Source organism: Pseudoduganella sp. R-32 (assembly GCF_049913245.1).
GTDB lineage: Bacteria > Pseudomonadota > Gammaproteobacteria > Burkholderiales > Burkholderiaceae_D > Rugamonas.
Genome location: NZ_CP183987.1, coordinates 6,815,936 through 6,841,047, shown reverse-complemented (window position 1 = coordinate 6,841,047; position 25,112 = coordinate 6,815,936). Strand labels below are relative to the sequence as shown.

The window sequence follows — 25,112 nt, the reverse complement described above, 5'->3', positions numbered from 1 at the left end:
TCGATATTTATCAATGACTTAGCAAGCTGGCACACCCTTTGCAGTAGAAGAGATACGCAAAGACGAAAGGAGATCAAAATGGCGGAATCAAATATCAAGGCTTGGACCATCAGTGCTGGCGCAGTCGGCAGGAAACCCGTAAAACGCAGCTACGGCGGCGTGCACGCGGCGATGAATATTTCCACCAGCCGCCGCCACACCACCCTCAGCTGGCATGCCGAGCCGCTCCCCGGCAAAGGCCGCACGGTGTGGAATGGCGTGGTCTCCACCCTTGTCGGCGCAGATTAATCGTTAGAAGATGAGAATTATGATGAAAGATAAAGAATTCGAAGTGATGGAAGTGTCGGGTGGTAGCCCGGTGAAGATGTGGACCAAGGGCGTGCCGGTTGATTCGGGAGCCCGCGAGCAATTGGCCAATACCGCCAAGATGCCCTTCATCTACAAGCATATTGCGGTGATGCCGGACGTCCACCTGGGTAAAGGTTCGACCATCGGTAGCGTGATCCCGACCCTCGGTGCGATCATTCCGGCGGCAGTCGGCGTGGATATCGGTTGCGGGATGATGGCCGCCAAGACCACGCTGAATGCGCGTGACCTGCCGGATAACCTGGGTCCCCTGCGTAGCGCGATCGAAAAAGCGATCCCGCACGGCTTGACCCCGAAGTTCCGCGGCCGCGACCGCGGTTCGTGGGAAAACCCGCCTTCGGCCGTGGACGTCGCCTGGGGGCAGTTGAAGGATGAATTCGACGTGATCTGCGAGAAGACGCCGAAGCTGAAAAACACCAACAACTACCGCCACCTGGGAACCCTGGGTTCGGGTAACCACTTCGTTGAAGTGTGCCTGGATGAAGAAGGTTCGGTGTGGTTCATGCTGCACTCCGGTTCGCGCGGCGTGGGTAATGCCATCGGCTCCCACTTCATCGAGTTGGCGCAGCAGGATATGCGTACCCATATCGCCAACCTGCCGGACAAGGACCTGGCCTACCTGGAAGAAGGTACCCAGCACTATGACGACTACGTTGAGGCGGTGGGTTGGGCGCAGAAGTTCGCCCGCATGAACCGTGAAGTGATGATGCAGAACCTGATCGCCTCCGTGCGTACCGTCATCACCAAGCCGTTCCAGACGCACGTGGAAGCAGTGAACTGCCACCACAACTATGTGCAGAAAGAGCGCCACTTCGGTAAGGACGTGCTGGTGACCCGTAAGGGTGCAGTGTCTGCACGCGAAGGTGAACTGGGGATCATTCCGGGTTCGATGGGGGCGAAGAGCTTCATCGTGCGCGGTAAAGGCAACCCGGAGAGCTTCAACAGCTGCAGCCACGGCGCCGGACGCACCATGAGCCGTAACGAGGCGAAGCGCCGCTTCTCGCTGGAAGACCAGGTGAAGGCGACCGAAGGTGTCGAATGCCGTAAGGACGAAGGCGTGATCGACGAAATCCCGATGGCCTACAAGGACATCGAGGCCGTCATGAAGGCGCAGGAAGAGCTGGTTGAAGTCGTGCATACCCTGAAGCAGGTGGTGTGCGTCAAAGGGTAAGAACAAGGATAAGAACAAGAATGATTGAAATTGATGGATCCCAAGGGGAGGGCGGTGGACAGGTGCTGCGCACCGCGCTGACGCTCTCGATGATTACCGGCCAGCCGTTCCGTATCTCGAACATCCGCGCCAACCGCTCGAAACCGGGCTTGATGCGTCAGCACCTTGCTTCGGTCAAGGCGGCCGCGGAAATCTCCGGCGCGAAAGTCGAGGGCGACGCCCTTGGCTCGACCAGCCTGTCGTTCGTGCCTGGTGCGATCAAGGCCGGTGTGTATGAATTCCAGATCGGTACAGCCGGCAGTTCCACGCTGGTATTGCAAACCGTGGTGCCGGCGCTGTTGTATGCGCCGGGTGAGTCCGTAGTACGCGTCAGCGGTGGCACCCATAACTCCAAGGCGCCGCCCGCCGAATTCCTGCAGCGCGCCTATGGCCGCGCCATGGCCGATATGGGCGCGCAGCTTGAATTCCACCTGGAGCGCACGGGCTTTTATCCCGCAGGCGGCGGCGCAGTACGGGCGACCGTGAAACCGCTGGCAGCCTGGCGTCGCCTGGCATTGGATGCGCGCGGCGAACGGCGCGAAGCCTACGCAGAGAGCCTGGTTGCTGCCGTGCCGGGTGGCGTTGCGAAGCGCGAACTGGATTGCGTGGCCAGCGCGATGGGGTGGTCCGGCGACCAGTTGCGTTTCAAGACGCTGCCGGACAACTGGGGTCCAGGCAACGCGCTGCTGATCACGCTGGACCACGAGCACGTAACGGAAGTCTTCGTCGCCTTCGGCGAAAAAGCCCGGCGCGCTGAAGAAGTGGCGCGCGACGCCGTGGCACAGGCGCGCCGCTTCATCGCATCGGGCGCTGCGGTCAGCGAACATCTGGCTGACCAGTTGCTGGTTCCGATGGCGCTGGCCGGCGGCGGCAGCTTCACCATGGACGTGCTGTCGCAGCACACCCGCACCAACGCGGAAGTGATCGCGCGCTTCCTGCCGGTGTCGATCACGTTCGAGAAGCGCGATGCGTGCAGCTATTGCGAAGTCAAACGTGGATAAGCTGGTTCCGCACCCGCGATTTCGCGGGCTGCCGCCTCGCCCGCAACTCCAGCTCACGGAGCAGGAGGTCCGGCAGTCATACTGGCGCTACGGGAATGCCCATATCTTTCCGCAGACAGCTCTGCGCGCGGATTTGAGCGTTCAGCGCTACGCGGTCTTTCCGAGGCCCTATTACGTGGACATGTTGAAGACTTGCGTCGATTGCGCGCGCGCCTTCATCTTTTATGCGCGGGAACAGCGTTACTGGTATGAGACGCTGGGTTTCTATATCGATGTCGACTGCGTGCGTTGCGTCGAGTGTCGCCACAAGCAGCACGCGGCGAAGCGCCATATGGATCGCTACGCGGAGCTGCAAGCGCGCGACGCGCCGTCACGCAAGGAGATGATGTATTTCGTGGATGACTGCATCTTCTTGTTCCAGCAAGGGAAACTGAAAAACCTGTCCCATCTGGGAAGGATAAAAAAACGCTGCCTTGCGGCAGATTCCTGAGTACGACGGTACCCAGGCGCTCCAGCGATTGCTGCAATCTGCCCGCACGATTGCGAATTTAACTAGCTAATTTGATTACTCCATGGCAAAATTCGGCGTCGTTGTATTTAATATAACTTTGCCGGACCCGCCATGAACAAAAAGACTTTGGCCAAGATCGCCGCGGCAGTTGCAGTCGTTGCCGGCGGCGTTTTCGCCTACCGGGCTTTTGGCTGGGGCGCCATGACTGGCCCTGTCAACAGCCTGAAGATCGACCTATCCAAGCCGGATGCCCTGGTCGTCACCAAAAGCCTTTCCAGCCTGCCGCGTGATCTGCTGACCGTGCCGCTGGCGCGCGACGTGCTGCGCGAAGACTTCCTGTTCTATTACGAGCAGACCGAAGACCGCCTGGGCTTGAAGGGCAGCCTGCGCCGCATCGCCTACGAGCATGAGCTGGGATGGGGCGACCAGTTGATCCGCATGGTGCTGGACGAGCCGGCGGAAGTGGCCATGTGGCGCGATGCCGATGGCTCCCTCAAACACTATGTGATCTCCGTCTCGCGGGGCAAGCTGGCGCGCGTGCTGGAAGAAGCGGGCAAGGTGGCGCTGAAGGATACCCAGCTCACTGTCGCCGGCGAATTGCGCGTCGATGGCGACAAGGTGCCGGTGTACGCGTTGAACTATGCCTACCAGCGCAACCTGCTGTTCGCAGCCCACGGCGACCGCATGGTGATCCTGTCCCACCCCGGCATGCTGTACGGCGCCGACCGCAAGGTGAGCGACGATAAGGCGCAGACCACGGTCGCCAAGCTGCTGGGGAAGGATTCCGCGCAGCAGAAGGTCTTCCACGACCAGTTCCACTTCGAGAAAGCCGCACAGGACGGCCATAGCATCGCCATCAAGGCAGATTTCCTGTCCTTCGGCTACCAGCCTTTCTTCGCTGGCCTGGAAGCGCTGCGCTTCGATTTCAGCAAGGGCGCTTGGCGCTCGCAAGTGCTGCTTGATGCGGCCAAGCTGCCAAAAGAGGGCTATGACAGCAGCGCCCTGTGGAGCGCGCTGCCGTACAACCCAAGCAGCTGCTTCACGCTGCCGGTGGATTGGAACAGCCTGCAGCCGGTGCTGAAAAGCATCAGCGGCAAGACCAGCCAGCCGGTGCTGCCGCTGGCGACCGAGTTGAGTGGCCCGGCTGCCGCCTGCTGGTATGGCAACTCCCGCCTGCATACGCCGGTATTCGTGGCCAACCGCGCCGGCGGCAACGAGGCGCTGTTCGAAAGCCTGTTCCAGACGGCGATCCGCGACGGCAAGGGCGTCGAGAAGCAGCAAGGCAAGAAGGGTGAATTGCGCTGGAGCGGCGCGGTTTCCACCGCGCAGGGCGACACCACGCCAACGCTGGCGATCAGCGGCAAGACCGTGGTTTTCTCGGCTGACGCCAAGCTGGTCGACCAGGTATTGGCTGTGAAGCGCAAGGAAATGCCTGCCGCCTCGGACCTGCTGCCGGATGCCAAGCATACCGTGGGCCTGATCGCACCGGCTTCGGTGGCGAAGCTGATCGAAGAAGAGAGCTTCAATACCCTGCCAAGCCAGCGCGAGCCGGTCCTGCGCGGCGCAGTCGACGCGCACCTGGTGCCGCGCCTGCAGGCGCTGAAGAAGTATCCGCCTTACCGCATGGTTCTCAAGTCCGTGCCAAGCAAAGGCGTTGCGTGGCAGCCGTTGGAATGGCAGGCAGCGGGCAAATGAAGCGTCGCAGTACGCTACGCCTGCTGGCCGCGTGCGCCGCTGCTGTAGCGGCGCCACGGGTGCTGGCGCTGACCAGTGCCAATGATGCGCAGGTACGCCTGTCGCAGGCACAGTCGCGCGCCTTCCAGGCGTGGATGCTGCGCATCATCAGCGCCCAGGTCGAACAAGGGCCTTCGCCGCGCTGGCACCACCGCGATTGCGCAGGCCTGGTGCGCTTTGCCGTCAACGAAGCCTTGTCCGTGCACGACGCCAGGTGGATGCGTGCCAACGGCATCGCCAGCGACCGGCGCCTGCCGCCGGAACTGGACCTGACGCCGCAACAGGCAGCCCTGCGCAACCGCTGGGTGCAAGGCGAGGGCAAGGTAGGCCACTTCGTCACGGCGCTGGCGCTGGTACAGCACAACAGCCGCTTTGTGGCGCGGGAAATCAGCCAGGCGCTTCCCGGCGACCTGCTGTTCTACGACCAGGGCGACGAACAACATTTGATGGTGTGGATGGGGGCGCATATCGCTTACCACACTGGCACCGTCACCCCGACAGATAACGGTCTCCGTACCGTCGATATTCAACAACTAACGACATGGAAGGACACGCGGTGGCAACCAGCGGTCAACAATCCCAACTTCGCCGGCGTGTTCCGGCTGTCATTTCTGTCCTGAAGCTGTGCCTCGCAGGCCTGCTGGCGCTGACCGCGCTGGCCGGCGCGTCGGCACAGGAGGCGCCGTCCAGCGGTTATACGCTGTTCAAGGGCGAGCCGTTCTTCCTGCTGTCCGATGCCAGCTATGGCAGCACGGACGAGGCGCGCGTGCGCCTGGAAGTGCCCGGCCGCGACTTCGGCCGCTCGCAGCTTGAACAGTATTCCGGTGCGGACATCGTGGTGTACCGCGTGCCGCAGCCGCTCGAATTCCTGAAGAAGCAGCGCAACTTGCACCGGGTGCAGGTGGACGGCAATTACCAGGGCGAGGGCCTGGCCAATGCCCTGAGCTTCCTGTGGGACAGCTGGTGGAAGCAATCGCGCCTGGCATGGCGCCGGATCTTCTCGTCCGAAGCCCGCCACGCGGTCACCAGCAACCAGCCCAAGCTGGCGACCAACGGCGAAGCGATGAAGCGCGCCACCGTATTCGCCAACAACCCGCAGTACAAGCCGATCAAAGGCTTCGAGATGGTGGACAGCTTCCGCTATCCGATCTGGCAGGCGAAGGCAATCGAGCCGCCGAAGGGCGTCAAGATGGACGGCTCCAGCAGCGAATTCATTGCCGGCAATAGCGGCAATGTCATGATCCCGGTCGGCAAGCGCAAGCCGGGCCTGTACCTGGTGGAAGCCATCATCGGCGAGCACCGTGCGACCACGCTGGTATTCGTGTCCGACACCATGGCGGTGACCAAGGTGTCATCCGGCCAGATGCTGGTATGGGCTGCGCGCCGCGACAACAGCGCCGCCGTGGCCGATGCCAACGTGATGTGGACCGACGGCACCGGCGTTCTGCAATCCGGCACGACCGCCAGGGACGGCGTGGTGTCGATGGAGCGCAGCAGCCCTGAGCACACCTATGTGATCGGCGAAGACCGCAGTGGCGGCGTGTTCGTGTCGGAAAACTTCTACTACGACAGCGAGATCTATAACACCAAGATGTATGCGGTGACGGATCGTCCCCTGTACCGTCCTGGCGATGAAGTGAACGTCAAGTTCCTCGGCCGCGAATTCAAGTCGGCGCGCCTGTCGCAGGCTGCCGCTGCGGCGCCGATCGGCCTGACCGTGTTCGATCCGAACGGCACGCCGGTGCTGACGCAAACCCTGCAACTGTCGCCGGAAACTGGCACGGAAACCCGTTTCCGCCTGCCGGAGCAGGCCACCGCTGGCGGCTATGAGCTGCGTTTCAGCTACAAGGATGGCCTGTACGGTGCTGCGTTCCGCGTGGCGGAATACGTCAAGCCTCACTTCGAGATCAACGTCCAGCCGGCCAAGCCGGAATTCAAGACCGGCGAAAAAGTCAGCGGCACGATCTCTCTGCGCTACCCGGACGGCAAGCCTGTAAAGAACGCCAAGCTGTCGCTGTCCCTGCGCGGCCAGCAAAACACCATGGTGGAGGGCGAATTGCGCTACAGCGGCATGTTCCCGGTGCAGCTGAAGACTGAGGAAGCGGAGACCGACCGCAGCGGCGACTACTCGTTCACGCTGCCGCCGGCCGCCGATCCGTCGCGCTATGTGCTGACCGTGATGGCGACCGACGGCGCGGCCTACCGCGTCAAGGCGACGCGCGAGCTGATGATCGAACGCTCCATCAGCAGCTACCAATTGAAGGCTGCACGCTCCTTCTCCGAACCGGGCCAACAGGTGCACTTCGACCTGGTGGCGGACGGCCAGGGCGCGGCGCGCCCGGTGCGGTGGGAGATGGTGCAGCTCGAGAAACAGGAAAAGACCGAAGGGAAATTCGATCCTGCCGCCAAGGGCTGGGACGTGAACTTCGCCAAGCCAGGCTCCTACCAGCTCTCGCTGCGCGACGAGCGCGGCAACCTGCTGGCGGGCGCCAGCCACTGGGTCAGCGGCGAAGGCTTGCAGGCGGCACCGGGCAGCATCGAGATCGTGATGGACAAAGTGCGCTATCGTCCAGGCGAAACTGCCGAAGCGCTGGTAACCTTCTCCGACCCGGTCGACCAGGCCCTGCTGACCATGGAACGCGACAAGGTGGAGCAATACGGTTTGATGAGCGGCAGCGCCGACTGGTACCAGGCCAAGCGCGTGGCGAAGAACCAGTGGCGAGTACGCATCCCGGTCAAGGAGGAGCACGGTCCGAACATGACCTTCTCAGTGGCGTACACCCGCAATGGCGACTTTGTGTTCCAGAACGCCGGCTTGCAGGTGATTGAGCCGCGCATTGCGCTGACCTTCAAGACCGACAAGGAGGTCTACCAGCCGGGCGAAAAAGTCACGCTCGACGTGACGGCACAGCTGGACGGCAAGCCGCTGTCCACCCTGGTGGCGCTGGGCGTGGTGGATGAAATGATCTACGTGCTGCAGCCGGAAATCGCCCCCGATATCGCGGACTTCTTCTACCACCCTCGCCGCAATAACGTGCGCACCACGGCCAGCCTGTCCTTCATCAGCTACGACATGGCGCAAGCCCGTCGCGAGAACGTACCGGCACGCCACAACTACAACGAACGTGGCGTGAAAGTGCTGGAACGCCCGCGCCGCGACAATATCGATACCGCGTTCTGGGCGCCGTCGCTGAAGACCGATGCGGACGGGAAGGCGCGCGTCACCTTCACCATGCCGGATGCGCTGACCCGTTGGCGCATCACTGGCCGTGCCATGGATGCTCAGGGCCGCGTCGGCCAGCGCACCGGCTACCTGCGCTCGGACAAATCGTTCTACGCCAAGTGGACGTCGCCGGACTGGCTGCGCACCGGCGACGCGCCGCGCGCTTCCGTCGCCATCTTCAACCAGACCAGCGATACGAAATCCCTGGAGGTGACGCTGTCCGGCGGTCCGCAGCCTAAAGTGGAGAAGCTGTCGGCCAAGCCGGGCGTGAACTACGTCGAATTCCCGGTTGCCGTCGGCACCGCGCCGCTGCGCCTGGAGGTGAAGCAGGACGGCAAGCTGGTTGATGCGCTGGACACCAAGGTGCAGGAGCAGCCTGCCGCCTGGACCAGCCCGCGCAGCATGAGCGTCGCGCTGACCGGCACCGACAACGCGCTGAAACTGCCGGCCGATGCACGCAATATCCGCGTCTCCTTCGCGCAAGGCGCTGCGAGCCACTTCGCCCGCATTGCCGATGACCTGATCGACTACCCGTATGGCTGCGTGGAGCAGACGGCCAGCCGCCTGATCCCGCTGACCATGGCAACGCAAAGCATGCCGGCGGACGCCGGCCTGGTACGCGAGCGCTTGATGGCCATCATGCAGGCGCAGCGCCTGCGACTGGTATCCATGGCCGGTCCGAACGCCGTCTTCAGCTGGTGGGGCCCGGCAACCCAAGGCGACGCGCTGATGACGTCCTACGCTTACTACGCCGACTGGTATGCCTCGCGCGCTCTGCGCCTGGAGCTGCCGGGCGAGCACTGGAACAACCTGGTCAGCGTCTACAGCGAGCATGGCAAGAACAACGCGCCGCTGGAGCGCGCCATGAGCCTGTGGATGATGCATGAAATGGGTTTGCCGACGAAGACTCTGGCGGAAAGCCTGGTAGCGGATGCGTCGAGCCTGGAAGTCGGCGCTACGCCGCGCAAGCAAGGCGTCACCAGCAGCGTGCTGCTGGCTGATGGCCAGGATAGCGTGACCCGTTCCATGGCGATCGGGCTGACGTCCGTCGTCGCAGCGCAGAACGGCATTGCCCTGCCGACGCAGTTGCAGCAGCAATTGCCGCAGGCATGGGCAGCACTGCGCGTCTCGCCGGCGCCGGTGGCCCAGGCCCTGCTGATGCTGGCTGGTGAGCTGCCGGCAACGCAGGCCGACGCAGTGCTGTCGGCCGTGCGTGCCGACATGCCGACCATGGACCGTGCCCTGACCCTGGTCTGGGTGCAGAAGAAACTGGGTGGATCGCCTGCCGCAAGGCCGCCTGTGGCGGCGCTGGAAGGCGCATGGCAGCAGATGGACAGCCGCAGCGGCCAGCCGGTATGGCGCTGGACCGATGCGAAGGCCCTGCCGGAGCAACTGAAGCTGGCGCAGGCCGCGCCGGCCGGTACCGTCGCGATCGTGCAATATGACAGCCGCGCCGTCGAAGCGCATTCGCTGGATGTCGGCATCGAGCGCCGCATCCTGCGCATGAAAGCCGGCTCCAAGGGCTACACCATGGAACTGGTCAAGCCGGGTGAAGCGCTGCGCACGGACGAACTCTACATGGACGAGATCAAGCTCAAAGCCGGCAGCGCGACGCACCGCTTTGGCTTGCTGGAGGTGGCCCTGCCACCGGGCGCGATGGTCGAATCGACCACCTGGGGCATGAAGCTGGCAGGCGACGAGCCTGTGCAACTGGAACGTGCACGCCACGTCGAGCGCCGCGACGGCTATGCCGTGCCGATCGAGCCGCTGAGCGGCGAAGTGGTCGTGCGCCACCTGCTGCGCTTCGGCCAGAAGGGCAGCTACACCCTGCCGCCGAGCCGCTTCCATCGCATGTACCAGCCGGAGCAAAAAGCCTTTGAAGGCGGCGGCAAGACCACGCGTACGCTGAAAGTCGAGTAATGCTGCCACGCCTGCTGCCCGCCTTGCTGTTGGCCTGCGCTGCGCCTGTCGCGGCGGCGGCCTCGCTCGACCTGGCATGGTGGCGCGACGGCAAGGTACAGGCAGTGCAGCTGCAGCAGCGCAGCGCATCGGCGGCGCAAGCGATGGCCGCCAGCGCCGAGATCCCGCTTGGCAGCCTGTGGAAGCTGTTTGTCTACGTGTACGCGGTGGACAGCAAGCTGCCCACTCCAGACTACAACTGCGGCGGCCGCAAGCAGGAGGAAGTATATTGCTGCGAAGCCGGCGGCAGCATCGGCCGGGACGCCGCGCTGGCCCAATCCTGCGGCCTGTTCTTCGCGCCGGAACGCCTTGGAATCGCACAGCGTCCGTGGCAGGAATACTGGACGCGCCGGCTTGGCAGCGCGCCCGCCGGTGAATTCGCCTGGCTGGCCGATCCAGCTCGCCTGGAGCCGGCCCGCCTTGTGACGCTCGGCAGCCTGTTGCGCGTGCTGGGCAGCATTCCGCCCGCGAGCCGCACGGAAGCGGAAGCAGCCCTGCTGCGTGTGGTGCTGGACGGCCGCGGCGCTGGCAGCGTGCGCTGGTTCGGCAGCCAGCTGCGCGTGAAGACCTACTCATGGCATCACCCCAAGCGCGCGGATGCAAGGCTGGGCGGTGCGGCCGGTTGGCTTGCCGACGGCACGCCGGTATGGTTTGGCGGCAGCGACAGCAGCACCGGCATCTTCCAGAAATGGGCGCCGCAAATTGCCGCAGCCTTGCCGCCCATGCAGGCAGCGGAAGACAGCGGCTGCGTCGTGGTCGACTATTTCGCTCGTTACCCGGTGCGTTCCGTGCGCACAGCGGAAGGCCTGGCGGCGCCCGGTGCGCTGAATGGCCGCTACGTGGTGCAGTTTGAAAACGGCAAGAGCCTGCCGATCCGCAGCAGCGGTGAGCTGACGCTGGCTACCGGTGCGAACGGCAAGTCGCAGATTCGCGGCCGCATGGGCGTGAACGAATACGTTGCGCGCGTGATCGACCGCGAGGCCGGCACCACCGAGCCGGAAGCTGCGCGTGCCTTCGCGATCGCGGCCCGGACTTACCTGCAGCAGAACGCGCGTCGCGCTGAGTCCTGCCAGTACATTACAGACAGCAGCGCCACCCAGCGCGTCAGTCCCAATCCGGCTAGCGCCGCCGCACTGGAAGTGGCGCGCTGGACGGACCAGCTGGTGCTCGATGGCGCGCAGGTGCAGTACCACAGCACCAAAGGCAGTGCCAACGTCCTGGCCTGGAGCGACGCGCAGGCGCAGGCGCGCGCCGGCAAAGGTTTCGATGACATCCTGGCCGCAGCCTACCCCCACACAACCCTCGCCATTGCGGGAAATACCGGAACCACCTGTGCCCGGCTCGCAAAGAACGAGCAGTGGCTGGCCTATGCGCTGCCGCGCTGGGAGCGCATGCTGCGCCGCGAGGATGGCTACGAAGCGCCGGCGCAACTGCCAGCCGTGTGCGCACTGACGGCCGGTTCGCCGTATTCCGAACAGTCGCGCAACCGCATCTTCATGCGGCCGCTGGCGACGCGCGAAGACCGCATCACGCTGGCGCACGAATACCTGCACATCGGGCTGCGCCGCCACCCGCGCGGGCAGGACGAAGACTACGTGGAGCGCCTGGCGCGCCGCCTGAATGACCTCTCACAGGAGGCTATGTGAAAACACGCATCCAATTAAGTTCCGCACTGATGCTGGCGCTGGCCGCCGCGCCTTTGCTGGCGCAGGACAAGACGCTGACGGGACCCGTCGGTGGCTGGAATCGTGCCGGCATGACCGACAAATCCGGCGAGCTCGCCGTCAGCTATCCATATTCGCTGATCGACCGCGGAGCGCAGAAAAACCGCACCATGATTCGCGGCCAGTTGGCCAAGATCAGCACCAAGCGACCCTTCCACCAGCTGATCGTGAACGGCAACCCGACGCCGCTGTATACGGACGACGAAGGCCGCTATGCGCGCGGCTATGCGTTTGGTTCCGGTTCCAACAGCGTCGAAATCCGTTCGCCGGACGGCAAGTCCCTGAAGCGCATGCAGTTCTACGAGGCGGACACCAGCCGTCCGCAGCCGCGCTTGCGCATCATCGGCGCCTGGGACGATAACCAGGCCGAGATCGACCTGCACATCATTACGCCGGATGGCCAGCACGCCTTCTTTGCGCACCCATTCCTCACCAATGGCGGAGGATTGGATGCGGACAGCGTGGACGGGCCCGGTCCGGAAATGTTCACCATGACCTCGCCGCTGCACGGTACCTACCAGGTGTGGGTGAATTACTGGGGCAATTTCGGCAGCTCGGGCTACCACTTTGACGAAGCTACGCGCCAGCGCCCCATCATCACGACGCGCATCACCCTGGTATTCAACGAAAACACCGCTAGCGAGAAGCGGCAGGATTTCGTTGTCCCCCTGCGCAAAATCGGCGACCTGACCCTTGTTAAATCCTTTGTATATTGAGCACATGAAGAAACTCTGCCTCCCGCTGTTGCTGTTGCCCGCCTGCGCCATGGCGCAAGTGAGCATTGAATCGCCCAAGAGCGGCTGGCGCCATTCGGGCGGCAGCGAGGAGCAGTACACCCAGACCGTAAATTACCCGGCATCGGTCGTGAACATGCAGCCAGGGCAGGCCGAAACGGCGCAGATCCGCGGCAAGATCGCGGGCGCCGGCCGGAACAAGCCGGCCAAGCTGATTGTCAACGGCGTCGCCATGCCGGTCGAGTTGCAGGAAGATGGCAGCTTTGCGCGTCCCTACATCTTCGGCCCCGGCTCGAACGGCGTCGAGGTGCGTTCGCCGGACGGCAAGAGCCGCGCGCGCAGCCAGTTCTACGACAGCTACAGCGGCAAGACCAAGTCGCGCCTGCGGGTTGTGCTGTCCTGGGACAGTCCGGGCACCGATGTCGACCTGCACGTGATCACGCCGAGTGGCGGCCACTCCTGGTTTGGCCAGCGCATGCTGCCCGACGGCAGCGGGCTGGATGTCGACGTCACCGGCGGCTATGGCCCGGAGATCTATTCCAGCCCGGCGCCGGCCAAGGGCAACTACCACGTCTATGTGAATTATTTCGGCGGCAACTCCGAGAAGCAGGTCATCACCGTGGCCACCGTCTCGATCATCACCAATGAGAACACGCCGAGCGAAAAGCAGCAGACCTTCATGGTGCCGCTGCGTGCCGCGGGCGAACTGACCCTGGTGAAGTCCTTCGTCTATCCCTGATGTGACACCTGGCCTGTGACAGGTGTTCCAAACTGGAGCAGCTGTCCTGCCCCACAAGGCGGAAAATCATGGCACGCCGTTTGCTCCTGCATGGGTATTACAACCACACCATGCAGGAGACATCCATGAAACGCCTGATCCTTGCCGTTGCCGCAGCGGCCGCAGTTACCACCTCATTGTTCGCCGTCGCACACGGAAATGTGACGCCGCAGGGCGTCGACACGACCGGCCTGCCAGTCCTCGGCGATAAATGGCGCGATGAAAACCCTTACAAAGACAACAAGCTGGCGCTGAAGATCGGCTCTTCCGCCTATAACCAGAACTGCGCCCGCTGCCACGGCCTGGAAGCAGTTTCCGGCGGCATTGCCCCCGACCTGCGCATGCTGGACCGCGATTGCGTCGGCATGCGCAACGAGACCAAGAAGCAGGCGTGCTACAAAGAGATCGACCGTTACTTCCTGACCTCGATCCGCGGCGGCAAGGTACGTAACGGCGCCGTGTACATGCCGCCGTTCGAAGGGGTCTTCAACCAGGAAGCCATGTGGGCCATCAAGACCTACCTGGAAACCCGTCGCGTTACCAACTGACGCGAGGCCGCCATGCTTATCCTGCGCCTGCGCGGCCTCCGCGCTATGCTGCTGATCTGCTGCGCCTTGCTGGTGGCTGCACTGCCGGTACATGCTGAAACCGGCATCCTGAAGGTCGCCGTCTACCAGGAGTTCGCCCCGTTCTCCGACAAAGGCCATGGCGTCGATGTCGACCTGGCTGCGGCCCTGGCCCGCAAGCTGTCGCTGAAACTGAGCCTGCTGCCTTTCCCTGCGGGTGAAAACCTGAACGACGACTTGCGTAATATGGTATGGAAGGGGCACTACCTGGGCTACGGCCCGGCGGACGTCATGCTGCACGTACCGGTGGACCGCGCGCTGATGGCGTCCAACGACAAGGTGGAGATCTTCGCGCCCTACCACGTGGAGGCAGTGCGCCTGGTGCGCAGTGCACGCAGCATTCCCGTGTTCGATGGCATGGCTTCCCTCGCGGGCAAGCGCATTGGGGTGGAGCAGGTTTCCCTGGCGGGCATGGTGATGCTGGGGGAGGGGAATGGGCGTTTCCGCGACCAGGTGCATCTGTTCCACACGGCGGCCGAGGCTCTGCAAAAGCTCAAGGCCGGTGAGTTGGATGCGGTGCTGGCGACGCGCTCGGAGATCGAATCCGAATTGCGAGGCGACCCTGCTTTCCCGGTGGAGCAGGTCAGTTTCCAGCGCCTGCCGCGCGCCGGGTGGGCGGTTGGCATGGCGGTGCGCAAGGACAATACTGAGGCGGCGCGCAAACTGCAGGCGGCCTTGAATGAACTGGCTGCCAGCGGTGAGCTGAAGGAGATCTTTGCGCGCCATGGCGTGCAACTGGCAAAGCCATGAAGCGCAGCGCCTTGGGCGGGCTGCTGGCGCTCCTTGCGGCGGCAGCGCGTGGCGAGGAAGGCGGTGCGGGCGGCGGAATTCCGTCGGTGGAGATCGTCGGCATTGCACCTGTTGCCGCCCTCGTCACCGACCGCCGTCTGCTGCCGTATGCCGTGCAGCTTGGCGCAGTACCGCTGCAGGGCGAGACCCTGGCGGAAACCATGGCGCGCACGCTAGCGGGCGTCAACCTGAATGAGGTTTCCGGCAGTCCCTACCAGCATGACGTGACGTATCGGGGCTTCCGGGCGTCGCCGCTGCTTGGCACTGCGCAGGGATTGTCGGTCTATCTCGACGGCGTGCGGGTGAACGAGCCGTTCGGCGATGTCGTGAATTGGGACATGCTGCCGGAAGCCGCCATCGGGAAAGTGCTGCTGGCGCCGGGATCGAACCCGCTGTATGGACTGAATACGCTGGGCGGGGCGCTGGTGCTGGTGACGCGCAATGGACGGGATGATCCGGGCGGCAGCATCAGCGTCACTGGCGCCAGCTATGGACGTCGGCAAGTGGAGCTGTCGCACGGAGCGCATAGCGATGGCGGATGGCACAGCTATGTGGCGGCCACCTTGTTCCACGACCGCGGCTGGCGGGCCGACTCGCGGGGGCAGTTGGCCAGGCTGTTCGCCAAGGCAGGGCGCAGCGCGGGGCCTTTCGAATGGGACATATCGGTATTGGCAGGCGGCAGTCGGCTGGTGGGGAACGGCCTGCTGCCGGACGGCTTGTACCAAGCCGACCGGCGGGCGGTGTACACCAGTCCTGACCGCAGCCGCAACCAGTTGCGCCAGGTGCAGGCCAGCCTGCTCAGGCATCTCGATGGGGGAGCGCAGCTATCCTTGTCCGCTTACGCCCGCAGTAGCCGGCGCGATGGCGTGAACGGCGATGTCGGCGACGACGCAGAAGACGGCAGTAGCGGCGATCCGGTACCCGCCAGCTTCAACACGGCCGTGACACGGCAGCGCAGCCAGGGCGCAAATGCGAGCTGGCAGCGTACACTCGGTGCGCACCGGCTGGCGCTTGGGACGACGTTTGACCGCAGCAGCGTATCCTTCGCGCAGTTCAGCCAGGCCGGGGAGTTCAGCGCACGGCGCGAAGTGCTGGCGCTGCCCGGCAGCGAGCCGGAACTGGAAGCAGCTGTCGATGGTATGGCACGCAGCGCTTCCCTGTTCTCCAGCGATACCTGGACGCTTGGCAGTGACTGGTCCCTGACCGCCTCCGCGCGTTACGCCTGGTCGCGCCTGTCAAACACCCTCCGGCACGATGACGGCGCGGGGCAGCACGAACGCTTCACCTACCGTAAGCTGAATCCAGCGCTCGGCGTGACCTACCAGGCGGCCCCGAAGCTCACGCTGTTCGCCAATGCCTCCCAAAGCAACCGCGTACCGACCGTGATCGAACTGGGATGCGCGGACCCCGAGCAACCCTGCCGCTTGCCAGTCGGCCTGCAATCGGACCCATACCTGAAGCAGGTCGTTTCACGTACCGTGGAAGCTGGCGCTCGCTGGAAGCAGGATGGTCAGCAAGCTTCGCTGGCCATCTATCGCACGCAAAACAGGGACGACATCCTGTTCCGCACAGCCGGCGTCTCCCAGCACGGCTACTTTGCCAACTTTCCCCGCACACGGCATCAAGGGGCAGACATCACGGCCAGCTTGCGCGCCGCCAGTGTGCAGTTGACGATTGTCTACAGCTTCCTCGATGCCGTGTACGGCGCAGATGGCAGCCTGTTCACCGGTAGCCGCGACGTGACGGTACGGAAAGGCACACGGATGGCAGGCCTGCCGCGCCACACTTTCAAGCTTGGCGCAGATTGGCACGTGTCGGAGGCACTGTCATTGAGCGCTACCCTGCACGCCGCCTCCAGCATGGCCATCCTTGGCAACGAAGATGGCGCGCGGCCGGGCTGGCGCGTTGGCGGCCATACCCTGCTTGGCTTGCAAGCCAGCTACCGTCCGAATGAAAAATGGGAATGGCAGGTGCGTATCAATAACGCCACCAATCGCCGATATGAAACCTTCGGCGCGATGGCTGCCGACTTCTTCTCCACAGGCCAGGCGCAAGAGGCCCGCTTCGTGGCGCCCGGCGCACCACGCACGGTGACAGCCGGGCTGCGCATCAATTACTAGAACTGGTACTGGGCGCTGACGCCCATCACCCAGTTGCGTCCGGGAGCGGCTTCGTAATAGCGCTTGTTGCTGTCGCCGACAATCACCGAACCGATGTAACGGCGATCGGCCAGGTTGTTCAGGCGCGCAAATTCGCTGATGCGCCATCCGCCTGTCGACTGCTTTGCGACCACACGCGCATTCAGGATGCTGTAGCCAGGCGCTGGCTTGTCGGCATTCGCATCTTCGGCATACACGCTCGCCACCGAAAGTGATTCCAACGCTGCAGTGAAGTGCTCGCCGCTGGACTTCCATGCCAGTTCGGCAAACAGGCTGGCGCGCGGCACGCCAGGCAAACGGGCGCCTTCACGCACGCTGCCAAAGGGCTTTTCGTAAGTCGCCTTCAGCAAGGTGGCTGCCACGCGCCCGCTGAAGCCAGCCCCCAGCTTGCTGTCCAACGATACTTCGGCGCCCTGGCGCAGGGTTTCGCTGGCGTTGCGGTAGCTGGTGCGGCCGCCACTCGAAGCATCGACCACCAGTTCATCGTGCGTGCGCACCTGGAACAATGCGGCATCGATTCGGGTGTCGCCGGCACGTGCCTTGATGCCTGCTTCGATGTGTGTGCTGCGCGCTGGCCGCAACTGGAAGTTGAAACCGGCACCGGTGCCGGAATAGAACAGCTCATTCAAGGTTGGCGCCTCGAAGCCGCGCGCCGCCGTCGCATACAGGTTCACCGCCGGCGACAGCTTGTACAAAACTCCCAGCAGGGGCGTAGTCCGGCTGTAGCGCAGGGCGCCGCTGTCATTGCCATTGCCCAGGAAATGGTCGTCCACTGATACTCGCATGCGGCTGTGGCGCAGGCCCGCGGTGAACTGCCAGCGTTCGCCCTGCCATTCCGTTTGCAGGTAGGGATCGGTGTTCGACACCACGTCGTTCTCGTCGCGCCGCAGCTTGCCCTGCACGCCGAACGTATTGCCGATGAAATTCTCATACCCCTTGCGGTCATCGCTCGATCGGCCGTACTCGACGCCCACCGTGGTCGTCAGCCTGCCGCCGGCAAGTTCGCGCATGTCCTGCCAGTTGATGTCGGTGCCGTAGAAATCGCGGTCGAAGTCGACCACTCCGCCCGAATGGCTGGCCGGCGCCTGGAAGCCTTTGGAAAACGCCTGGAACTGCGTCACGCGGCGATTGCCGCCCCACAGGCCGACGTGCAGCCGGCCTGACTCGAAGCGCTGGTCCCAGCTGGCGCCTCCCTGCTGGTGGTCAATGCTCTTGCGGGTGTTATAGCGCTCCGCCAGCGTGCGCTTGGGTACTTGCGTGTCGGTGGCATCGATTTCGCCGGCACGCGGGTCGCGTTGCCAAGTGGCCCAGGTTACGCCCAGCGGGTCTTGCGTGTCCTCCTGGCGCAGACCGTTGGCGACCAGCACCAGCTTCGCACCGGGTAGCGGCTGCATGGTCAGCTTGGCCATCGCCTGGTCGCGGCGGGCGGCGCTGTGGTCGCGGTAACCATCGGTATCGAAGCGCGAGGCATCCAGCACATAGCCTATGCCGGCAGCGCTTCCTTGCGCATTCAGGTCGGTCTTGCGCAGGCCGTCGCTGCCAGCGGCAAAGCTGGCTTCCACCGTCGGCGCACCTTCGCCGTCGCGGGTAAAGAGCTGGATCACGCCGCCGGCATGGTTGCCGTAGATGGCGGAGTAGGGGCCGCGCAGCACCTCGATGCGCTCTGCCATGTCCAGGTTGAAGGTAGCGGCCTGGCCTTGGCCGTCCGGCATGCTGGCCGGGATGCCATCTGTGATCAGGCGCACGCCGCGCACGCCGAAAGCCGACCGGGCGCCAAACCCGCGCGAAGAAACCTGCAAGTCCTGTGCGTAGTTCTGCCGGTTCTGCACCACCACGCCTGGAACGGCGGCCAGGGACTCCGAGGCATTCACGCGCAACTGTCCGTCACGGATGTGCTGTGCATCGAGCACGTTGATCGCGGCCGGCAGGTCGAAGCTGGAATGCTCGACGCGGCTGCCGCTGATGACGACAACGTCGGCGATCGCAGCGCCTTCCGGCGTGGCTTCGGCCGACGCAGCATGCGCCAGCATGGGGGAAAACAGGCTGGCCAGCAGGGCGGCGATGGCGTTCAAGCGAATGGGGTTCATGTTCAGTCTCCTCGGATCGGTTCAGCGTGCCCGCTGCGCGGGTCTCCCGATCACATAAGCAATATGCCTGCCAAGCCAACGACAGGCCGCACGTTTGCTGGCATATCGCTTGCATAACTAACGGGCACACACCATACCAAAGGAGACATCATGAAGGCAAACCCGGTCGCAGCATTGTGTGCTGCAGGCGCCGCCAGCCTCGCTTTTGCCGCGCCATTCGCCTATGTGCCGAACGAGAAGTCCGGCACCATCAGCGTCATCGATACCGCAACCGATAGCGTGGTACGCCAGTTGAATGCCGGAAAACGGCCGCGCGGCATCGGCATTGATCCGGGCGGGCGCCAGCTTTTTGTCAGCGATGCCTCCAGCGGCAGCCTGCTGGCCATCGACAGCATGGCGGGCAGCAGCGTAACGCTGGCGCTGGGGCGCTCGCCGGAGGGCGTCAGCGTCTCGCCGGACGGCAAGCTGGTGGCGGTAGCCGTGGAAGAGGGCAATAGCGTGGCGCTGTTCGATGCCGTCACCCACGCGCGGCTGGCGGATATCCCGGTGCAAGGCCGCAATCCGGAGCACGCAGTCTTCAGCCCGGACAGCCGCTACCTCTATGTCAGCGCCGAGGAGGCGGAGCAGGTCGACGTGATTGACGTGGCGCAGCGCCGCCAGTCCGGCTCCGTCGCGGTAGGCCTGCGCCCGCGCGGGATCGGCTTCGCGCCCGATTCCAGCCGGGTGTACGTCGCGTGCGAGATGGCGAATGCAGTGTACGTGATCGACCCGGCCACGCTGCGCACGCTGGCCACCATTCCCGCCGGACGCAATGCAAACGGCATCGCCGTCCACCCGGACGGGCGTAGCGTGTACGTCTCCAACGGGATGGACGGCAGCGTGATGCGAATCGATACCGCCCGCAATGAAGTGACCGCCACGATTGCAGTCGGCAAGCGTCCCTGGAATATGGCGATCACTCCGGACGGCAGCAAGCTCTATGTCGCCAACGGCCGCTCCAACAAAGTCTCGGTGATCGATACCGCTACCGCACGCAAGGTGGCTGATATCCCGGTCGGCGAACTGCCCTGGGGCGTGGTGATCCGTTGATTTGCGCAACAGTTGTTCAAGTTTGGAACAGTTGTTGTTGCGCGGTGCTTCGGCCAAGGAGCAAAAGCCGCTGGCACGGCAATTGCGAATAAGGCAGTACCCACAACCACTCAATATAGAGGACGACATGAATCTCGCCGACATCAGCAAACTGGGCGTCGCCAATCCCTTCAAGACCCGTTACGATAACTTCATCGGCGGCAAATTCGTCCCGCCGGTCAAAGGCGAGTACTTCGCCAATATCACGCCGATCACCGGCCTGCCTTTCTGCGAGATCGCACGCTCCACCGCCGAGGATGTCGAGCTGGCGCTGGACGCCGCGCACGCAGCCAAGGCTGCATGGGGCAAGACTTCGCCGACCGAGCGTGCAAATATCCTGAACAAGATGGCTGACCGCATGGAGCAGAACCTGCAGCTCATCGCGACCGCTGAAACCATCGACAACGGCAAGCCGATCCGCGAAACGATGGCGGCAGACATTCCGCTGGCGATCGACCATTTCCGCTACTTCGCCGGCTGCATCCGCGCCCAGGAGGGTACGGTGGCGCAGGTCGACTCCGAAACCTATGCATATCACTTCCATGAACCGCTCGGCGTGGTCGGCCAGATCATTCCATGGAACTTCCCGATCCTGATGGCGGTATGGAAGTTGGCCCCTGCGCTGGCCGCCGGCAACTGTGTCGTGCTCAAGCCAGCCGAGCAAACCCCGGCCTCCATCATGGTGTTGCTGGAGCTGATCGGCGACCTGCTGCCGGCTGGCGTGCTGAATGTGGTGAACGGCTTCGGCCTGGAAGCGGGCAAGCCGCTGGCTTCGAGCAAGCGTATCGCCAAGGTGGCCTTCACCGGCGAAACCGGCACCGGCCGCCTGATCATGGGCTATGCGGCGCAGAACCTGATCCCGGTCACTCTGGAACTGGGCGGCAAGTCGCCCAACATTTTCTTCGAAGACGTGATGTCGGCTGACGATGCCTTCTTCGACAAATGCCTGGAAGGCTTTGCCATGTTTGCGCTGAACCAGGGCGAAGTCTGCACCTGTCCATCGCGCGTGCTGATCCAGGAATCGATCTACGAACGCTTCATCGAGCGTGCGCTGAGACGCGTGGCAGCGATCAAGCAAGGCAACCCGCTGGACCACGGCACCATGATCGGCGCCCAGGCTTCGCAGGAGCAGCTTGAAAAGATCCTGTCATATATGGACGTCGGCCGACAGGAAGGCGCGCAACTGCTGGCGGGCGGCGAGCGCCAGGTGCTGGCCGGCGACCTGGAAGGCGGCTACTACGTGCGTCCAACCGTATTCAAAGGCGACAACACCATGCGCATCTTCCAGGAAGAGATCTTCGGCCCGGTGGTATCGGTCACTACCTTCAAGGACGAAGACGAAGCGCTGGCGATTGCCAACGACACCCTGTACGGACTGGGCGCTGGTGTCTGGAGCCGCGACGGCAGCCGCGCCTTCCGCATGGGCCGCGCCATCCAGGCCGGCCGCGTCTGGACCAACTGCTACCACCTTTATCCGGCCCACGCTGCGTTCGGCGGCTACAAGCAGTCGGGCATTGGCCGCGAGACCCACAAGATGATGCTCGACCACTACCAGCAGACCAAGAACCTGCTGGTCAGCTACAACCCTAACGCGCTGGGCTTCTTCTGAGGCAGGAAAGGCGGGGCGAAGCATGGACAACGCAATTGCCAGGGTCACAGCGACCGCACCGGCGCTGGAATTCATCGACCAACTGCACCAGCAGCACGGCCCGATCATGTTTTTCCAGTCGGGCGGCTGCTGCGACGGCAGCGTGCCGATGTGCTATCCGGCGGGTGAGTTCGACGTCAGCGAGACCGACGTCTACCTCGGCAGCCTGGGCGGCGCGCCTTTCTATATTGGGCTTGAACAGTACGGGTACTGGGAACACACCCAACTGATCGTGGACGTGGTGGCCGGCATCGGAGGCATGTTCTCGCTCGATAACGGCACCGGCAAACGTTTCCTGCTTCGTTCGCGCCTGTTCACCGGCGAGGAATGCACGGCACTCGGGAAAATAGACCATAAAAAAGGAGACAGGACGTGAAATACATCACCATCGGAATGCTGCTGGGGGCGGCGACGCTGGCGCAGGCTGCCAGCGTGACCACGACAATGCTGGATAACGCTGCGAAGGACACCAGCAGCGTGCTTTCCTCCGGCATGGATTCGGAAGGGCAGCGCTACTCGCTGCTCAAGCAGATCAACACGCAGAATGTCAGCCGTCTTGTGCCGGCGTGGTCGTTCTCGTTCGGCGGCGAAAAGCAGCGCGGCCAGGAATCGCAGCCGCTGATCTACAACGGCAAGATGTTTGTGACCGCGTCGTACTCGCGCATCTTCGCCATCGACCTCAGGACCGGCAGCAAGCTGTGGAAGTACGAGCATCGCCTGCCGGACGCCATCATGCCTTGCTGTGACGTGGTCAATCGCGGCGCGGCGCTGTATGACAACCTGGTGATCTTCGGCACGCTGGATGCGCAGCTGGTCGCACTGGACCAGGAAACCGGCAAAGTAGTCTGGAAGGAGAAGGTGGACGACTACGCGGCAGGCTACTCGATGACTGCCGCACCGCTGGTCGCCAATGGCGTGCTGTTGACAGGCGTTTCCGGCGGCGAGTTCGGCATCGTCGGCCGTGTGGAGGGCCGTGACCCGAAGACTGGCGAACTGCTGTGGATGCGCCCGACGGTCGAGGGCCATATGGGCTACAAGTACGACAGCGAAGGCAAGGCAACGGAGACCGGCGTCACCGGCTCGGTCAACAAGTCGTGGCCTGGCGAATTGTGGAAAACCGGCGGCGCTTCGACCTGGCTGGGCGGCACCTACGACCCGAAGACAGGCCTGGCTTACTTTGGCACCGGTAATCCGGCGCCATGGAACAGCCACCTGCGCCCCGGTGACAATCTGTATTCCTCGTCCACCGTGGCACTTGACCCGAAGACAGGCGCCATCAAATGGGCTTACCAGAATACGCCGAACGACGCCTGGGACTTCGACGGCGCCAACGAGTTCGTCACTTTCGACATGGACGGCAAGCGTTATGGCGGCAAGGCCGACCGCAACGGCTTCTTCTATGTGATCGATGCCAACGACGGCAGGCTGCAGAACGCCTTCCCCTTCGTCCGCAAGATCACCTGGGCCAGTGGCATTGACCTGAAGACCGGCCGTCCGAACTACATCGTTGAAGGCCGTCCAGGCGACCCGACCAAGGGCGAAGAGGGCAAAAAGGGCGCTTCGGTCTTCGCTGCGCCGGCCTTCCTTGGCGCGAAAAACCAGCAGCCGATGGCCTACAGCCCGCAGACCAAGTTGTTCTACGTTCCGGCAAACGAATGGGGCATGGATATCTGGAATGAGCCGATCAGCTACAAGAAAGGCGGTGCTTACCTCGGCGCTGGCTTCACCATCAAGCCGCTGTTCGACGACTACATCGGCGCCTTGCGCGCGATCGATCCGAAAACCGGCAAGATCAAGTGGGAAGTGAAGAACAACGCTCCATTGTGGGGCGGTGCGATGGCGACTGCTGGCGGCCTGGTGTTCTATGGCACGCCGGAAGGCTACCTGAAGGCGCTTGACGCGCAGACCGGCAAGGAACTGTGGAAGTTCCAGACCGGCTCCGGCGTGGTGGCGCCGCCAATTACCTGGCAGGACGGCGGCACGCAATATGTGGCCGTGGTTTCCGGCTGGGGCGGTGCGGTGCCGCTGTGGGGCGGCGAAGTGGCGAAGAAAGTCAATCTGCTTGAACAGGGTGGCTCGGTGTGGGTCTTCAAGCTGGCGCCGAAGTAGACGATCTCCATGTGTTGCATTCGCGGCCTGCGGGCCGCTTTTTTTTTGAACAGCGCTGATCCGATATGGCGCATCGCGGACTGGGGACCGCCTTGCGCCCCGGTGCGCGGCACCGGCACGCAAATTGCCCTGTCCCTTGTGCAGCATCCATCAATCAAACCGAGGAGACAACAATGAAGAAGATCGTGCTTGCCGCCACTGCCGGCGCAATGCTGGCCCCAGCAGCCTACGCCGTCGACATCAAGGCCGGTGACTGGAACGTAAACGTTGGGGGCATCGTCAACGCCTATTACACCTATGTATCGTGCAGCGGGGACGTCGTAGGCGGGCTGGCGCTGGCTGCAGAAGGTATCGGCTGCGGCGGCGAGGACCGCCGTACTACGATCGGCAACGGCCTGTTGCCAAACGGGCTGGTAACTTCAGCTACCACCAGGCAGTCCGGCTTCGACATCAAAGCGCATATTGGCATCTATCACGCTACTGCGACCGACAGCGCCATCGCGCAGAATAGTGAAGTCGACGTGCGCCAGGCCTATTTCAGCTTCGGCAACGCGGACGTGGGGACCTTCAAGCTGGGGCGGGACAACGGCATCTTCGGCGCCAATGCCATCTTCGGTGACATGACGCTGATCGGCGCCGGGGCGCCCGTGCAGGCCACGCAGCGTGGCCGCGTCGCCCTGGGCCACATCGGCGCTGGCTATGCCTACGTTGGATATTACGGGCAGATGGCATACAGCTCGCCCAAGCTGTCCGGGTTCAGCGTGGATGCCGGCGTGTTCAATCCGGTAGCCGATTCGCCCATTGTATCGACGGCCCAGTACACCACCCGCTCCAATCCGCAGGTACAGGCGCAGCTCACATACTCGGACGGACCATTTAAAGCCTGGCTTGGCGCGAAATCGCAGAAGTTCGAGGGTGTGGCCTTGAGCGTGCCGGACTTCACCATGTCCGGATGGGAGGCTGGAGTTTCGCTGCAGCATGGCGCCTTTGGCCTGCTGGCTAATTACCAGGGAGGCAAAGGACTTGGCGTGCTGTCGGATGCGGACCAGGGCAATGTACGCAGCAAGCACTGTCTGCTGCAAGGAACTTTCAAGGCCAGCGAAAAACTGAAGCTTGGCCTGGGTTATGGCATCAGCAAAAACGACGACGATACGGCCGGCACGAATGGCCTGAAATCGAACGCCAACCTCACTGCCGGCGCCTATTACGCGTTGACCGGCGCCATCACGCTGGTCGGCGAAGTAGGGCAGACACGCTCGAAATCCTTCACGGGCGCCGAGGCCAAGATGAATGGCGCCTCCTTTGGCGGCATCCTCTTCTTCTAAG

General features: G+C 63.5%; 19 protein-coding genes. 18 read left to right on the top strand and 1 reads right to left on the bottom strand.

Going from position 1 to position 25,112, the window contains the following annotated elements; translation table 11 throughout:
• Nucleotides 1–78 precede the first annotated feature (78 nt).
• From ACN9MU_RS31290 to ACN9MU_RS31230, 13 genes are all read left to right on the top strand, one after another.
• Nucleotides 79–288 carry a hypothetical protein gene (locus tag ACN9MU_RS31290; protein WP_426166242.1) on the top strand — a complete coding sequence of 70 codons (210 nt, stop codon included), beginning with the start codon at nt 79–81 and terminating at the stop codon, nt 286–288.
• Between the two features lie 22 nt (nt 289–310).
• A complete protein-coding gene (locus ACN9MU_RS31285; protein ID WP_426323886.1) occupies nt 311–1,537 on the top strand; it encodes an RtcB family protein in 1,227 nt (408 codons plus the stop codon).
• A gap of 20 nt (nt 1,538–1,557) precedes the next feature.
• Nucleotides 1,558–2,577 (top strand): RNA 3'-terminal phosphate cyclase, encoded by a 1,020-nt coding sequence (gene rtcA / locus ACN9MU_RS31280; protein ID WP_426319700.1) that lies wholly within the window; start codon nt 1,558–1,560, stop codon nt 2,575–2,577.
• A complete protein-coding gene (locus tag ACN9MU_RS31275) occupies nt 2,570–3,067 on the top strand; it encodes a zinc-ribbon domain containing protein (protein WP_426343915.1) in 498 nt (165 codons plus the stop codon). The genes rtcA and ACN9MU_RS31275 overlap by 8 nt, the downstream gene beginning before the upstream one ends.
• Nucleotides 3,068–3,199: 132 nt before the next feature.
• Nucleotides 3,200–4,783: a DUF2138 family protein gene (locus ACN9MU_RS31270; RefSeq protein WP_426343914.1), complete on the top strand. Its 1,584-nt coding sequence runs from the start codon at nt 3,200–3,202 to the stop codon at nt 4,781–4,783.
• Entirely contained in the window at nt 4,780–5,442 is a 663-nt protein-coding gene (locus ACN9MU_RS31265) for a DUF1175 family protein (protein ID WP_426166231.1), read from the top strand. The genes ACN9MU_RS31270 and ACN9MU_RS31265 overlap by 4 nt, the downstream gene beginning before the upstream one ends.
• Entirely contained in the window at nt 5,379–9,965 is a 4,587-nt protein-coding gene (locus ACN9MU_RS31260; protein ID WP_426343913.1) for an alpha-2-macroglobulin family protein, read from the top strand. The genes ACN9MU_RS31265 and ACN9MU_RS31260 overlap by 64 nt, the downstream gene beginning before the upstream one ends.
• Nucleotides 9,965–11,650: a DUF2300 domain-containing protein gene (locus ACN9MU_RS31255; RefSeq protein WP_426336627.1), complete on the top strand. Its 1,686-nt coding sequence runs from the start codon at nt 9,965–9,967 to the stop codon at nt 11,648–11,650. The genes ACN9MU_RS31260 and ACN9MU_RS31255 overlap by 1 nt, the downstream gene beginning before the upstream one ends.
• The gene (locus ACN9MU_RS31250) at nt 11,647–12,444 is read left to right on the top strand and encodes a YfaP family protein (RefSeq protein ID WP_426166223.1); all 798 of its coding nucleotides are present in this window, start codon (nt 11,647–11,649) and stop codon (nt 12,442–12,444) included. Before ACN9MU_RS31255 ends, ACN9MU_RS31250 begins: the two co-directional genes overlap by 4 nt.
• A gap of 4 nt (nt 12,445–12,448) precedes the next feature.
• A complete protein-coding gene (locus tag ACN9MU_RS31245; RefSeq protein ID WP_426166220.1) occupies nt 12,449–13,201 on the top strand; it encodes a YfaP family protein in 753 nt (250 codons plus the stop codon).
• Nucleotides 13,202–13,326: 125 nt separating this feature from the next.
• Entirely contained in the window at nt 13,327–13,788 is a 462-nt protein-coding gene (gene pedF, locus ACN9MU_RS31240) for a cytochrome c-550 PedF (RefSeq protein WP_426166217.1), read from the top strand.
• A gap of 12 nt (nt 13,789–13,800) precedes the next feature.
• Entirely contained in the window at nt 13,801–14,616 is an 816-nt protein-coding gene (locus ACN9MU_RS31235; protein WP_426166214.1) for a substrate-binding periplasmic protein, read from the top strand.
• Nucleotides 14,613–16,775, top strand: a complete 2,163-nt coding sequence (locus tag ACN9MU_RS31230) for a TonB-dependent receptor (RefSeq protein ID WP_426343912.1) — start codon at nt 14,613–14,615, stop codon at nt 16,773–16,775. The genes ACN9MU_RS31235 and ACN9MU_RS31230 overlap by 4 nt, the downstream gene beginning before the upstream one ends.
• Here the strand turns inward: ACN9MU_RS31230 and ACN9MU_RS31225 are convergent.
• Entirely contained in the window at nt 16,772–18,901 is a 2,130-nt protein-coding gene (locus ACN9MU_RS31225) for a TonB-dependent receptor family protein (RefSeq protein WP_426343911.1), read from the bottom strand. The two genes, ACN9MU_RS31230 and ACN9MU_RS31225, sit on opposite strands and share 4 nt — an antisense overlap.
• Nucleotides 18,902–19,051: 150 nt before the next feature.
• Here ACN9MU_RS31225 and ACN9MU_RS31220 point away from each other — a divergent pair, with 150 nt between their 5' ends.
• The 5 genes from ACN9MU_RS31220 (at nt 19,052) to ACN9MU_RS31200 (ending at nt 25,111) form a co-directional block, all read left to right on the top strand.
• Nucleotides 19,052–19,990, top strand: coding sequence for a beta-propeller fold lactonase family protein (locus ACN9MU_RS31220; RefSeq protein ID WP_426343910.1), 939 nt, complete (start codon nt 19,052–19,054; stop codon nt 19,988–19,990).
• A gap of 127 nt (nt 19,991–20,117) precedes the next feature.
• Complete coding sequence (adh, locus tag ACN9MU_RS31215; RefSeq protein ID WP_426343909.1) at nt 20,118–21,638, top strand: aldehyde dehydrogenase; 1,521 nt, start codon at nt 20,118–20,120, stop codon at nt 21,636–21,638.
• Nucleotides 21,639–21,660: 22 nt separating this feature from the next.
• Nucleotides 21,661–22,053, top strand: coding sequence for a DUF779 domain-containing protein (locus ACN9MU_RS31210; RefSeq protein ID WP_426343908.1), 393 nt, complete (start codon nt 21,661–21,663; stop codon nt 22,051–22,053).
• A 17-nt stretch (nt 22,054–22,070) separates the two neighbouring features.
• Nucleotides 22,071–23,786: a PQQ-dependent methanol/ethanol family dehydrogenase gene (locus ACN9MU_RS31205; RefSeq protein ID WP_426344911.1), complete on the top strand. Its 1,716-nt coding sequence runs from the start codon at nt 22,071–22,073 to the stop codon at nt 23,784–23,786.
• 173 nt (nt 23,787–23,959) lie between these two features.
• A complete protein-coding gene (locus ACN9MU_RS31200) occupies nt 23,960–25,111 on the top strand; it encodes a porin (protein ID WP_426343907.1) in 1,152 nt (383 codons plus the stop codon).
• Nucleotide 25,112 lies beyond the last annotated feature (1 nt).